Origin of the sequence: Kitasatospora sp. HUAS MG31, assembly GCF_040571325.1 — a bacterium.
In the GTDB taxonomy this organism is placed as follows: domain Bacteria; phylum Actinomycetota; class Actinomycetes; order Streptomycetales; family Streptomycetaceae; genus Kitasatospora; species Kitasatospora camelliae.
On record NZ_CP159872.1, the window covers coordinates 2,601,032 to 2,614,195 of the forward strand.

Annotated in this window: 9 protein-coding genes; 5 read left to right on the forward strand and 4 right to left on the reverse strand. The window is 72.5% G+C overall.

All coding sequences use genetic code 11. From position 1 onward, the window contains the following. Positions 1–102: 102 nt before the first annotated feature. Complete coding sequence (locus ABWK59_RS11735) at positions 103–2,001, reverse strand: AMP-dependent synthetase/ligase (protein ID WP_354640302.1); 1,899 nt, start codon at positions 1,999–2,001, stop codon at positions 103–105. A gap of 284 nt (positions 2,002–2,285) precedes the next feature. On the opposite strand from ABWK59_RS11735, the gene ABWK59_RS11740 reads away from it, so the two are divergent. Beyond that, on the forward strand, positions 2,286–4,019 hold the full coding sequence (locus ABWK59_RS11740) for an ABC transporter ATP-binding protein (RefSeq protein ID WP_354640304.1): 1,734 nt from the start codon (positions 2,286–2,288) through the stop codon (positions 4,017–4,019). Beyond that, positions 4,016–5,932 (forward strand): ABC transporter ATP-binding protein, encoded by a 1,917-nt coding sequence (locus ABWK59_RS11745; RefSeq protein ID WP_420492769.1) that lies wholly within the window; start codon positions 4,016–4,018, stop codon positions 5,930–5,932. The genes ABWK59_RS11740 and ABWK59_RS11745 overlap by 4 nt, the downstream gene beginning before the upstream one ends. Before the next feature lie 89 nt (positions 5,933–6,021). Here the strand turns inward: ABWK59_RS11745 and ABWK59_RS11750 are convergent, their stop codons facing one another. Beyond that, complete coding sequence (locus ABWK59_RS11750; protein ID WP_354640305.1) at positions 6,022–6,951, reverse strand: EamA family transporter; 930 nt, start codon at positions 6,949–6,951, stop codon at positions 6,022–6,024. 81 nt (positions 6,952–7,032) lie between these two features. Further along, a complete protein-coding gene (locus ABWK59_RS11755; RefSeq protein ID WP_354640307.1) occupies positions 7,033–8,376 on the reverse strand; it encodes an MFS transporter in 1,344 nt (447 codons plus the stop codon). Between the two features lie 73 nt (positions 8,377–8,449). Here ABWK59_RS11755 and ABWK59_RS11760 point away from each other — a divergent pair, with 73 nt between their 5' ends. The 3 genes from ABWK59_RS11760 (at position 8,450) to ABWK59_RS11770 (ending at position 11,123) form a co-directional block, all read left to right on the forward strand. Beyond that, on the forward strand, positions 8,450–8,983 hold the full coding sequence (locus ABWK59_RS11760; protein WP_354640308.1) for a MarR family winged helix-turn-helix transcriptional regulator: 534 nt from the start codon (positions 8,450–8,452) through the stop codon (positions 8,981–8,983). A 113-nt stretch (positions 8,984–9,096) separates the two neighbouring features. Then, entirely contained in the window at positions 9,097–9,978 is an 882-nt protein-coding gene (gene sigJ, locus ABWK59_RS11765; protein WP_354640310.1) for an RNA polymerase sigma factor SigJ, read from the forward strand. A gap of 74 nt (positions 9,979–10,052) precedes the next feature. Further along, positions 10,053–11,123, forward strand: coding sequence for an NAD(P)/FAD-dependent oxidoreductase (locus ABWK59_RS11770; RefSeq protein WP_354640312.1), 1,071 nt, complete (start codon positions 10,053–10,055; stop codon positions 11,121–11,123). A 119-nt stretch (positions 11,124–11,242) separates the two neighbouring features. On the opposite strand, the gene lepA is transcribed toward ABWK59_RS11770, so the two are convergent. Next, on the reverse strand, positions 11,243–13,111 hold the full coding sequence (lepA, locus tag ABWK59_RS11775) for a translation elongation factor 4 (protein ID WP_354640313.1): 1,869 nt from the start codon (positions 13,109–13,111) through the stop codon (positions 11,243–11,245). Between the last annotated feature and the right edge of the window lie 53 nt (positions 13,112–13,164).

A 13,164-nucleotide genomic window follows, 5' to 3' on the forward strand; every position in this document is an offset into this window, starting at 1 on the left:
ATTGTCCCGTACGGCCCGGCAAGCGGGTCCGGGCCCGGTCCGGGCCGTACGGGAAGGGGTTCGGTCGGGCCTCGACGCGCGGGTCGGGCCCCGACGTGCGGGTCAGGCCTCGACCGCGCCGGCGTACATGTCGGCGACGGCGTCGGCGTAGGTCCGCTCCACCACCGGGCGCTTGATCTTGAGGCTCGGGGTGAGCTCGCCGTGCTCCACGTCCAGGTCGCGCGGGAGGAGGTGGAACTTCTTGACCGTCTGCCAGCGCTGCAGCTCGCCGTTGAGGCGCTGGACGAAGCCCTCGATCAGCGCCTTGGTCTCCGGCGCGGCCGACACCTCGGCGTAGGACTTGCCGCCGAGGCCGTGCTCGGCGGCCCAGGGCATGATCACGGTCTCGTCCAGGGCGATCAGCGCGGTACAGAAGTTGCGGCCGTTGCCGATCACCAGGACGTTGCTGACGAACGGACAGATCGCCTTGAACTTGCCCTCGACCTCGCTGGGGGCGACGTACTTGCCGCCGGAGGTCTTGAACAGGTCCTTCTTGCGGTCGGTGATCCGCAGGAAGCCGTCCGCGGAGAGCTCGCCGATGTCCTCGGTGTGGAACCAGCCGTCGGCCTCCAGGACCTCGGCGGTCTTCTCCGGCAGGTTGTGGTAGCCGCGCATCACGCCGGGGCCGCGGAGCAGGATCTCGCCGTCCTCGGCGATCCGGACCTCGGTGCCCGGCAGCGGCTGGCCGACCGTGCCGACCCGGATGTCCTCCTTGCGGTTGACGCAGGAGCCGGCGCTGGTCTCGCTGAGGCCGTAGCCCTCCAGGATCGGGACGCCGGCGCCGACGAAGAAGTAGCCGATCTCGGGGGCCAGCGCGGCGCTGCCGGAGACGGCGCCTCTCAGCTGTCCGCCGAAGGCCGCCCGGATCTTGCTGTACACCAGCTTGTCGGCGAGGGCGTGCTGCAGGTTCAGCGCGAAGGGCACGCTGTCGCGGCCGGTGGCGATCCGGTTCTCCTGGCGGATCCGGGCGTGGTCGCGGGCCACCTTGGCGGCCCACATGAAGATCTTGTACTTGGCGCCGCCCTCGGCCCGGGCCTTGCCGGCGATGCCGTTGTAGACCTTCTCGAAGATGCGCGGCGCGGAGGCCATCACGGTGGGCCGGATGGTCGGCAGGTTGTGGATGATCCGGTCGATCCGGCCGTCCACGGCCATCACGTGGCCGGTGGCGATCTGGCCGGAGATCAGGGTCTTGCCGAAGACGTGCGACAGCGGCAGCCACATGAAGTGCACGTCGTCGGCGGCCAGCAGGCCGCTCTCCTCCTGCGCGATGCCCTCGTACGCCCAGCAGTCGTGGACCAGTCGCACGCCCTTGGGGCGGCCGGTGGTGCCGGAGGTGTAGATGAGGGTGGCGAGCTGCTCCTTGTCGAGGGCGTCGACCGCCTTCTCGATCGCGTCCGGGTGCTCGGCCAGGTACGCGGCGCCGCGCTCCTCCAGCTCGGCGAGCGAGAGCACCTCGATCCCCTCGGCGACGGGCCGCTCGGCCGGCATGTCGAACAGCACCACGTGGCGCAGCTCGGGCAGCTGGGCCTTCTCGGCGACGACCTTGTCCAGCTGCTTGGTGTTCTCGGCGAACATCGCCTTGCTGCCGGAGTTGGCCAGGATGAAGGCCGTCTCGTCGGCGTTGGTGCTGGGGTAGATCGTCGTGGTGGCCGCACCGGCGCACATGTTGCCGAGGTCGGCGAGGATCCACTCGATCCGGGTGGCCGCGGCGATGGCGACCCGGTCCTCGGCCTCGATGCCCAGGTCCATCAGGCCCGCCGACACCGCCTTGACCCGGTCCGCCGTCTGCCCCCAGGTGAGGGAGCGCCACTGCTCGGCGCCGGGCGCGCCGTCGGCGGCCTGCTCGTCGACGGGAACGGGGTACCGGTAGGCCTCATGGTCGGGAGTGGCCTTTACCCTGCTGAGGAAGAGGTGTGCCACGGAGGGCGGACGCCGCTCGATCATGGACTGCGCGGAACTCAACGGGGACCTCCGGGGGGCGGGTGGCCGAGGGTGGTGAGTCGTGGCCGTGGGGGGCGGCCGACCTGCCGACTTCCTTAACCGGCGAGTAACAAGAGGGCAACCAGCAGCCTAGGGGGTACAAAGCCGTTCCGTAAGGGGGTGACGCCACCTGGCACCCCCTCGGACCGGCAGTGCAGTGGAATTCCGACCATGCTGCGGCACCATCGGCGAGACTTCCGCCCACAGCTCCGCGAATGCCCGAAACGGGGGTGCGAACTCCCCCTGTCCACGACGAGAGTGTCACAGTGCTGATCCGACTGCTACGGGCCCATCTGCGCCCCTATTCCCGACCGGTCTCCCTACTCGTCCTGCTCCAGCTCATCGCCACCATCGGCATGCTCTACCTGCCGACTCTGAACGCCGACATCATCGACGACGGCGTGGTGAAGGGCGACAACGGCACCATCCTGCGGCTCGGCGGCGTGATGATCGCCGTCTCGATCGCCCAGGCCGCCTGCTCGATCGGCGCGGTGTACTACGCCGCCCGGACCGCCATGGCGGTCGGCCGCGACATCCGGGCCTCGGTGTTCGACCGGGTCCAGAGCTTCTCGGCCCGCGAGCTGGGCCAGTTCGGCGCGCCCTCGCTGATCACCCGCACCACCAACGACGTCCAGCAGGTCCAGATGCTGACGCTGATGACGTTCACCCTGATGGTGGCCGCGCCGATCATGTGCGTCGGCGGCATCGTCATGGCACTCAACCAGGACGTGCCGCTCTCCGGGCTGCTGCTGGCCGTGGTGCCGGCGCTCGGCGTCGTGGTGGTCCTGCTGGTCCGCCGGCTGCGCCCGCAGTTCCGCGGGATGCAGGAGCGGATCGACACGGTCAACCGGATCATGCGCGAGCAGATCACCGGCCTCCGGGTGATCCGCGCCTTCGTCAAGGACGACCACGAGCGCCGCCGGTTCGCCGGCGCCAGCACGGACCTGGCCGACTACTCGCTGCGGGTCGGCCGGCTGATGGCCCTCATGTTCCCGGTGGTCATGGGCGTGGTGAACATCTCCAGCGTGGCGGTGATCTGGTTCGGCGCCCACCGCATCGACAGCGGCGGGATGCAGATCGGCGCGCTCACCGCCTTTCTCTCCTACCTGATGCAGATCCTGATGAGCGTCATGATGGCCACCTTCATGTTCATGATGGTGCCGCGCGCCGAGGTCTGCGCCGAGCGCGTCCAGGAGGTGCTGGCCACCGAGTCCAGCGTCGTCCCGCCGACCGACCCGGTCACCGAGCTGCGCACGCACGGCAGCCTGGAGCTGCGCGGCGTCGGCTTCCGGTACCCGGGCGCCGAGGCGTCGGTGCTGCGCGGCATCGACCTGGCCGCCCGGCCGGGTGAGACCACCGCGGTGATCGGCTCCACCGGCAGCGGCAAGTCCACCCTGCTCGGCCTGGTCCCCCGCCTGTTCGACGCCACCGGCGGCGAGGTGCTGGTGAACGGCGTGGACGTCCGCGAGATCGCCCCCGAGCGGCTCGCCGAGGTGGTCGGCCTGGTCCCGCAGAAGCCGTACCTGTTCTCCGGCACCGTCGCCAGCAACCTGCGGTACGGCCGCCCGGACGCCACCGACGAGGAGCTCTGGCAGGCCCTGGAGACCGCGCAGGCCAGGGACTTCGTCGAGCGCCTGCCCGAGGGCCTGGACGCACCCGTCTCGCAGGGCGGCGCCAACCTCTCCGGCGGCCAGCGGCAGCGGCTCGCCATCGCCCGGGCCCTGGTCCGCCGCCCGGAGATCTATCTGTTCGACGACTCCTTCTCCGCCCTGGACTACGCCACCGACGCCAAGCTGCGCGGCGCCCTGGCCCGGGAGACCGCCGACGCCACGGTGGTGATCGTCGCCCAGCGGGTGTCCACCATCCGCGACGCCGACCGGATCGTGGTACTCGACGAGGGCGGCGTGGTCGGCTCCGGCACCCACCGGGAGCTGATGGCCGGCAATCCGACGTACCGGGAGATCGTGCTCTCCCAGCTCACCGAGCAGGAGGCGGCGTGACCACCGCGAAGCAGGACACCGGACGGCCCGACCCGGCCCAGGGGCCGGGCAAGCCGTCCAGTTCCCAGGAGGCCGCGGCCCGGCGCGGACCGGGCGGCGCCGCCCGGTTCATGGGCGGCCAGGGCACCGAGAAGGCCCTGGACTTCAAGGGTTCCGGCCGCCGGGCGCTCACCCTGCTCCGGCCCGAGCGCGGCCCGCTGTACGGCGTGCTGGCCCTCGGCGCGCTCGGCATCGGCTGCGCCGTGGTCGGTCCCAAGGTCCTCGGCCACGCCACCGACCTGGTCTTCGCCGGGGTGCTCGGCAAGGGCGCGGGCGGCTCGATGGACTTCGACGCCATCGGCCGGGTGCTGCTCTGGGCGCTCGGCATCTACCTGGCCGCCACCGTGTTCGGCGTGTTCCAGGGCCGGATCACCGCCGCGGCGATCAACCGCACGGTGTACCGGCTGCGTGAGCAGGTCGAGGAGAAGCTGGCCCGGCTGCCGCTCAGCTACTTCGACCGGCAGCCGCGCGGCGAGGTGCTCAGCCGGGTCACCAACGACATCGACAACGTCGGCCAGTCGATGCAGCAGGCCCTCGGCCAGGTGATCAACTCCGTGCTGACCATCGTCGGCGTGCTGGTGATGATGGTCTGGATCTCCCCGCTGCTCGCGCTGATAGCCCTGATCTCGGTGCCGCTGTCGGTGGTGGTGGCCACCAAGGTCGGCAAGCGCGCCCAGCCGCAGTTCGTCGCCCAGTGGCGGAGCACCGGCGCCCTCAACGCGCACATCGAGGAGATGTACACCGGGCACGCCCTGGTGAAGGTCTTCGGTCGGCAGAAGGAGGCCGCCGAGGTCTTCGGCCGGGAGAACGAGGCGCTGTTCGCCGCCAGCTTCCGGGCCCAGTTCATCTCGGGGATCATCCAGCCCGCGATGATGCTGATCGGCAACCTCAACTACGTGCTGGTCGCCGTGGTCGGCGGCCTGCGGGTGGCCAGCGGCGCGCTGTCGATCGGCGACGTGCAGGCGTTCATCCAGTACTCCCGGCAGTTCAGCCAGCCGCTCACCCAGGTCGCCAGCATGGCCAACCTGGTGCAGTCCGGCGTGGCCTCGGCCGAGCGGGTCTTCGAGCTGCTGGACGCGCCCGAGCAGACCACCGAGCCGGCCCACCCGGAGCGCCCGGACGAGGTCCGCGGCCGGGTGGCCTTCGAGGACGTCTCCTTCCGGTACGACCCTCAGAAGCCGCTGATCGACGGCCTGTCGCTGAAGGTCGAGCCCGGCCACACGGTGGCGATCGTCGGCCCGACCGGCGCCGGCAAGACCACCATGGTCAACCTGCTGATGCGGTTCTACGAGGTCAGCGGCGGCCGGATCACCCTGGACGGGGTGGACGTGGCCGCGATGTCCCGCGAGGAACTGCGCTCCCACATCGGCATGGTGCTCCAGGACACCTGGCTGTTCGGCGGCACCATCGCCGACAACATCGCGTACGGCGCCGAGGGCGCCACCCGCGAACAGGTGGTCGAGGCGGCGCGGGCCGCGCACGTGGACCGGTTCGTCCGCACCCTGCCGGACGGCTACGACACCAGGATCGACGACGAGGGCGCCGGGGTCAGCGCGGGCGAGAAGCAGCTGATCACCATCGCCCGGGCCTTCCTCGCCCAGCCGTCCATCCTGGTCCTGGACGAGGCCACCAGCTCGGTGGACACCCGGACCGAGGTGCTGATCCAGCGGGCCATGGCCCGGCTGCGCAGCGGGCGGACCAGCTTCGTCATCGCCCACCGCCTCTCCACCATCCGGGATGCCGACGTGATCCTGGTGATGGAGAACGGCTCGATCGTCGAACAGGGCTCCCACGACGAGCTGATCGCCGCGGAGGGCGCCTACGCCCGGCTGTACCAGGCGCAGTTCGCCCAGGCGGTCGCCGAGGTCGACTGAGCCGGGGCGTACGGCAGCGAGCCAGGGCGCGTGGCAGGCCACAGGGGCGCGGGATCGATCTCCGCGCCCCTGTGGCGTTCCCGGCCGGGTCAGCGGCGGGCGAGCCGGTCGCCGTACCGCGTGCCGGCGAGGGTCGGGGTGTGGGCGGCTGTGGGCTTGCCGGCGACTGCCGGCTTGCGGGCGGCGGGGCGCTGGGCGAGCAGGGTGCCGGTCAGGGCGACCGCCATACCGAGCAGCTGGAGCGGGGTCAGCGCCTGCGCCAGGGCGGCCCAGCCGATCAGCGCGGCGGAGACCGGGCTGAGCAGGCCGAGGAAGGCCACCGAGACGGCGGGCAGCCGGCCGATGCCGCGGAACCAGAGCCAGTAGCCGACCGCGGTGTTGGCGATCGCCAGGTACGCGTAGCCGAGCAGGTTGCCGCCGGTGAGGGCGGGCGGGGCGCCCTCGACGAGGGCGGCGAGCGGGAGGAGCAGCAGGCCGCCGGCGGTCAGCTGCCAGCCGGTCATGGCCAGCGGGCCGACCCCCTCCGGGCGGCCCCAGCGCTTGGTGAGGACCGTGCCGGCGGCCATCGCGGCGGCGCCGGCCAGACCGGCGAGCAGGCCGGGTGCGTCCAGCCGGGCGGTGGCCCTGAGCACCACCAGCGCCACCCCGGTCACGCCGGTGATCCCGGCCAGCAGGGTCCGGCGGCTGATCCGCTCGCCGAGCAGCGGGAGGGCCAGGGCGGCGGCCATCAGCGGCTGCACCGCGCCGAGCACCGCGGCCACCCCGCCGGGCAGCCGGTAGGCGGCGACGAACAGCAGCGCGAAGAAGACCCCGATGTTGAGCGCGCCGAGCACGGCGGCCCGCCACCACCAGGCGCCGCGGGGCAGCACCCGGGTCACCGCCAGCAGCACCAGGCCGGCGGGCAGGGCGCGGACGGTCGCGGTCAGCAGCGGACGGTCGGCGGGGAGGAACTCGGTGGTGACGGCGTAGGTGGTGCCCCAGGCGAGCGGGGCCAGTGCGGTGAGCAGCAGGGCGCGCATGACGTTCCTTCGGGGTGAGCGGGGCTCTGGGCGGGGCTTTGGGCGGGGCCTTGGGTGAGGCGTTGTGGAGGGCGTCGGGGCTCAGGCGGCGGTGGCCAGGGCAGGTCGCCGCGCCTCGGGGCGGACGGCCTCGGCCGGCAGGCGGCGCTCCAGGCGGAGCAGCAGGCCGGCGCCGGCCAGGGTGGCGGCGGCCAGCACCAGCCAGGGCAGCCGGGTGTCGAGCGCCAGCAGGCCGGTGAGCAGGGAGGGGGCGAGGGCGGCGGAGAGCGACCAGGAGAGCTGGTAGGCGGCCAGGTAGCGGCCACGGACGGCGGCCGGGGCGGTGGCGGTGACCAGGGCGGAGGCGGCGGGGTTGTGGACGATCTCGCCGAGGGTGACCACGACCACCACGGCCAGCAGTCCGGCGGTGGTGAACCGTCCGGCCGCGGGCACCAGCAGGGCCTGGACCAGGAATCCGGCGGCGAACAGGGCGGCCCCGGTGGCGGCGGCGCGGTTGCGGGTGGCGAACCGTCGGACGGCGAGCCCGGCGGGGACGCCGAGGGCGGCGCAGAGCACGGTGTTGACGGCGAAGGCGAGGCCGGCCAGCGAGGCGGAGGCGTGCAGGACGCCGGTCACGTACACCGGGAGGAGCACCGCGAGCGAGGTGTAACCGAGGGAGATCAGCAGGTTGGCGGTGGCCAGGCCGAGGAACGGCCGGTCGCCGAGGACGGCCCGGTAGCCCGGCTGCCCGCTGCCGCGGCGGGCCGCGCCGGTGGCGCCGGTGGCGGCGGTGCCCTCGGTACCCGGACCGCCCTCGGTGGCCCCGGTGCCCTCGGTACCCGGACCGCCCTCGGTGGCCCCGGTGCCCTCGGTGGGCTCGGGGACGCGGCGGACCAGGGCGGCGGCGGCCAGGAAGCTGGCGGCGTTGAGCAGGGCGGCGACGGTGTACCCGCGGTCGCCGGCCAGCCCGACCAGCAGGGCGGCGAGCAGGCTTCCGGCGCCAAGTCCGGCGTTGGCGAGGCTGCGGCCGAGGGCGTTCACGCGCTCCAGGCCGGCGCCGGAGGTGAGTTCGCCGATCCTGGCCTGCTGGACGGCCGGGTAGCCGCGGGTGGCGACGGCGGTGACCAGGCTGACGGCGGCGAAGGCGGGCAGCGACGGGGCGAGCGGGTAGGCGGCGAAGCCGGCGGCCCGTACCAGGTGGAGGGCGATCTGCATCCGGCGGGCGCCGAACCGGTCCACGGCGGCGCCGACCAGCGGCAGCGCCGCCATCCCGACCAGGCCGGTGACGGTGAGGACCAGGCCGATGACGGCCAGCGGCAGCCCGGTGACGTGGCGGAAGAAGACCAGGCTGAACGGGACGTACATGCCGTTGCCGAGGGCGTCGATGGCCAGGGCCGTCATCAGGCTGCGTTCGCCGGGGAAGCCCGGGCTCCTTTTCGAAAGCATGTAAGTAACTTAGCACTAAGCTAATTGCCGTCAAGCCTCTTTCTGGCAAGCGATCCTGTGCCAGACTGGATCCATGACCAGCAGCGCCGACGCCGCCCCCGACCCGCACCGCGCCGCCGACCCGGTGGACGCGATCACCGCCCAGTGGCGCCAGGAACGGCCCGACCTGGCGGAGGGGCTGCACGCCATGGAGGCCTTCGGGCGGATCTACCGGCTCTCCCGCGGCATGGGCGAGCAGATGGAGCGCGCGTACGCGCCGTTCGGGATCGGGCGCGGCGAGTTCGACGTGCTGGCCACCCTGCGCCGGGCCGGCGAGCCGTTCTCCCTCTCGCCGCGTGAACTGACCGCCACCCTGATGCTGACCACCGGCGGCATGACCGGCCGCCTGGACAAGCTGGAGCGGGCCGGCCTGGTCACCCGCTCCCCCGACCCGAACGACCGCCGCGGCCTGCGGATCACCCTCACCCCCGAGGGCCGGTCCACCGTCGACGCGGCGGTGGCCGCGGGGATCGCCGTCCAGCGCCGCGCCGTCGACACCCTCGGCCCCGAGCGGGCCGCCCGGCTCAACGACCTGCTGCGGGACCTGCTGACCTCACTGGAAGACTGACCGGGCCCAGCGGAGGACACCGATCGGCCGTCCCGGGTGACCGGCCGCCCCGTACCGGGTGACCGGCCGACCCTCGCTGGAGGCCCGGCCGGGCGACCCGCTACGGTGGCCTGGTGAGTGACGACGGGTCAGCAGGGACGATGGACGCCTTCGAGGCCAACCGCCGCTACCTCGGCACCGTCGCGTACCGGCTGCTGGGCTCGTTCACCGACGCCGAGGACGTGCTCCAGGAGGCGTGGCTGCGCTGGCGCGCCGTCGACCGCTCCGAGGTGGCCGAGCCCCGCGCGTACCTCACCACCGTGGTCACCCGGCTCTGCTACGACCAGCTCGGCTCCGCCCGCGCCCGCCGCGAGAGCTACGTCGGCGAGTGGCTGCCCGAGCCGCTGATCTCCGAGGACGCCGGTCCGGACCGGTTGGCCGAGCTGGGCGAGGAGGTCTCGCTGGCCGTGCTCGCCGTGATGGAGCAGCTCACCCCGGCCGAGCGGGCCGCCTTCGTGCTGCACGACGTGTTCGCCGTCGGCTTCGACGAGATCGCCGCCACCCTCGACCGCACCCCGGACGCGGCCCGCCAGCTCGCCTCCCGGGCCCGTCGCCGGGTCCGCTCCGGCGGGCGGCGCGGCCGGGTGGACGCCGCCGAGCACCGGCAGGCGGTCACCGCCTTCGCCGCGGCCACCGCGAACGGGGACATCCAGGCCCTGCTGACCGTGCTCGACCCGGACGTGGTCTGGCACTCGGACGGCGGCGGCATCGTCTCCGCCGGCACCCGCCCGGTGCTGGGCGCCGACCGTGTCTCCCGCCTGCTCGCCGGCCTGGTCGCCAAGTGGTTCACCCCGGAGGCCACCATCCAGCCGGTGCTGGTCAACGGCGAGCCGGCGCTGGCCTGGTACCCGACCCCGGGCCGGATCGGCGGCGTGATCGCCTTCACCGTGGCCGACGGCCGGATCACCGAGGCCTTCGCCGTGGTCAACCCGGAGAAGCTCACCCACATCCTGTGACGCGGGTCACCGTCACAACCGCACCGGCTCCGTCGTCCCCCTTCTGAACGCCCCGAGCGCAGGAGGAGAAGGACATGAGCGGCAAGCACATCGTCGTGATCGGCGCCGGCTACGCGGGCCTGGCCGCGGCCACCCGGATCGGCCGCCGCGACCGGGTCACCCTGATCGCCCCGGAGACCCGGTTCCAGCACCGGGTCCGCCAGCACGAGGCCGCCGCCGGACGCCCCGAGCACCGTCCCACCATCGCCGACGTGCTGCGCGGCCGGCAGGTGACCCACCGCCAGGCCCGGGTCACCGAGCTCGACCTGGAGGCCCGCAAGCTCCACCTCGACGACGGCGGCGCCCCGATCGCCTACGACACCCTGGTGTACGCCCTGGGCAGCCGCACCGCCGGCCGGGACGTCCCCGGCGCCGCCGAGCACGCCTACTCCGCCGAACGGGCCGCCGAGCTGCGGGAGCGGATCGCCCAGGCCCCCGCCCCCGGCACCGTCGCGGTGGTCGGCGGCGGCGCCACCGGCATCGAGCTGGCCACCGAACTCGCCGAGGCCCACCCCGACTGGCAGGTCCGGATCGTCTCGGCGGACCGGGTCGGCGGCTGGTTCTCGCCCCGCGGCCGCGCCCACGTGCTCGCGGTGCTGGCCCGGCTCGGCGTCCGGGTGGACGAGCACGCCCGGGTCACCTCGGTTTCCGCGGACGGGCTGCGCACCGACACCGGCCGGATCCCGGCCGACCTGGTCGTCTGGGCCGCCTCGATGGAGCCGCACCCGCTCGCCGCCGAGGCCGGCCTGGCCGTCACCCCGGACGGCCGCGCCCGGGTCGACGGCCACCTGCGCTCGCTCTCCCACCCGGAGGTGCACGTGGTCGGCGACGCGGCCGCGGTGGAGGTCCCGGGCGTCGGCCCGCTGCGGATGGGCTGCGTCACCGCCCTGCCCATGGGCCAGTACGTCGGCCGGCTGCTGAGCGGGCGGACCACCCGGCCGTTCGACTTCCGGTTCCTCCTGCAGTGCCTCAGCCTCGGCCGCGGGGAGGCCCTGGTCCAGTTCGTCCGCCCCGACGACTCGATGCGCTCGGCCGTCCTCACCGGCGCCCTCGGCCGGCTCACCAAGGCGCTCATCGTCCGGGCCGTGATCTCCGGCCTGCGCTGAGTCCGGAGACCACAGCCCGGCGATCGACCGCCGGAACACCCCGAAGGGGCCCGGAGAACCGGGCCCCTTCGGGGTACTGCCGAGACGGAGTCACCTCGGGCGGAGCCGCCCGGGTGCCGCTACTTCTTCTCCTTCGGCGCCTCGGCGTCGGTGGACAGCGCGGCGATGAAGGCCTCCTGCGGGACCTCCACCCGGCCGACCATCTTCATCCGCTTCTTGCCCTCCTTCTGCTTCTCCAGCAGCTTCCGCTTACGCGAGATGTCACCGCCGTAGCACTTGGCGAGGACGTCCTTGCGGATGGCGCGGACGGTCTCACGGGCGATCACCCGGGAACCGATGGCGGCCTGGATCGGCACCTCGAACTGCTGGCGCGGGATCAGCTTCTGCAGCTTGCCGGCCATCATCACGCCGTAGCTGTAGGCCTTGTCCTTGTGCACGATCGCGGAGAACGCGTCCACCGCGTCGCCGTGCAGCAGGATGTCCACCTTGACCAGGTTGGCGCTCTGCTCGCCGATGGGCTCGTAGTCCAGCGAGGCGTAGCCGCGGGTCTTGGACTTCAGCTGGTCGAAGAAGTCGAAGACGATCTCGGCCAGCGGGAGGGTGTAGCGCAGCTCGACGCGGTCCTCGGAGAGGTAGTCCATGCCCTGGAGGCTGCCGCGGCGGGACTGGCAGAGCTCCATGATCGCGCCGACGAACTCGTTGGGGGCGAGGATCGTGCCGCGCACGACCGGCTCGTACACCTCGGAGATCTTGCCGGTGGGGAACTCGCTCGGGTTGGTGACGGTGTGCTCGGAGCCGTCCTCCATGACCACCCGGTAGATCACGTTCGGGGCGGTGGAGATCAGGTCGAGGTTGAACTCGCGCTCCAGGCGCTCCCGGATGATCTCCAGGTGCAGCAGGCCGAGGAAGCCACAGCGGTAGCCGAAGCCGAGCGCGACCGAGGTCTCCGGCTCGTAGACCAGCGCGGCGTCGTTGAGACGCAGCTTGTCCAGGGCGTCGCGGAGCAGCGGGTAGTCCGAGCCGTCCAGCGGGTAGAGGCCCGAGAACACCATCGGCTTCGGGTCCTTGTAGCCGCCCAGCGCCTCGGTGGCACCCTTGTGCTGCGAGGTGATGGTGTCACCGACCCGGGACTGCCGGACGTCCTTCACACCGGTGATGATGTAGCCCACCTCGCCGACGCCGAGGCCGTCGGCGACCTTCGGCTCGGGCGAGATGACGCCGATCTCCAGCAGTTCGTGGGTGGCGCCCGTGGACATCATCGCGATGCGCTCGCGCTTGGTCAGCTGACCGTCCACGACACGGACGTAGGTGACCACGCCGCGGTAGGCGTCGTACACCGAGTCGAAGATCATCGCGCGGGCGGGGGCGTCCTTGACGCCGACCGGGGCCGGGATCTTGTCGACCACGTGGTCCAGCAGGTCCTCGACGCCGAGACCGGTCTTCGCGCTGACCTTGAGCACGTCGTCCGGGTCGCAGCCGATGATGTGCGCGATCTCCGCCGCGTACTTCTCGGGCTGCGCGGCCGGCAGGTCGATCTTGTTGAGGACCGGGATGATCGTGAGGTCGTTCTCCAGCGCCAGGTACAGGTTGGCGAGGGTCTGCGCCTCGATGCCCTGGGCCGCGTCGACCACCAGGATGGTGCCCTCGCAGGCCGCCAGGGAGCGGGACACCTCGTACGTGAAGTCCACGTGGCCCGGGGTGTCGATCATGTTCAGGATGTGCGTGGTCCCGGCGTTCTCGCCGGTCCGGGGCGCCCAGGGGAGGCGGACCGCCTGCGACTTGATGGTGATGCCGCGCTCACGCTCGATGTCCATGCGGTCGAGGTACTGGGCGCGCATCTGACGCGGGTCGACCACACCGGTGATCTGCAGCATCCGGTCGGCGAGCGTCGACTTGCCGTGGTCGATGTGGGCGATGATGCAGAAGTTGCGGATCACCGCCGGGTCCGTCCGGCTGGGCTCTGGCACGTTGCTGGGGGTCGCGGGCACCTTGGTCCGATTCTCCGTTGGTCCGGGGCCGGGGACGTCCGGATCATCGCTGA

What these genes read in the sequence shown, in the direction of transcription:
- ABWK59_RS11750 (WP_354640305.1), bottom strand. Translation starts at nt 6,951, where the DNA reads ATGCGCGCCCTGCTGCTCACCGCACTGGCCCCGCTCGCCTGGGGCACC.
- ABWK59_RS11755 (WP_354640307.1), bottom strand. Translation starts at nt 8,376, where the DNA reads ATGCTTTCGAAAAGGAGCCCGGGCTTCCCCGGCGAACGCAGCCTGATG.
- ABWK59_RS11760 (WP_354640308.1), top strand. Translation starts at nt 8,450, where the DNA reads ATGACCAGCAGCGCCGACGCCGCCCCCGACCCGCACCGCGCCGCCGAC.
- ABWK59_RS11770 (WP_354640312.1), top strand. Translation starts at nt 10,053, where the DNA reads ATGAGCGGCAAGCACATCGTCGTGATCGGCGCCGGCTACGCGGGCCTG.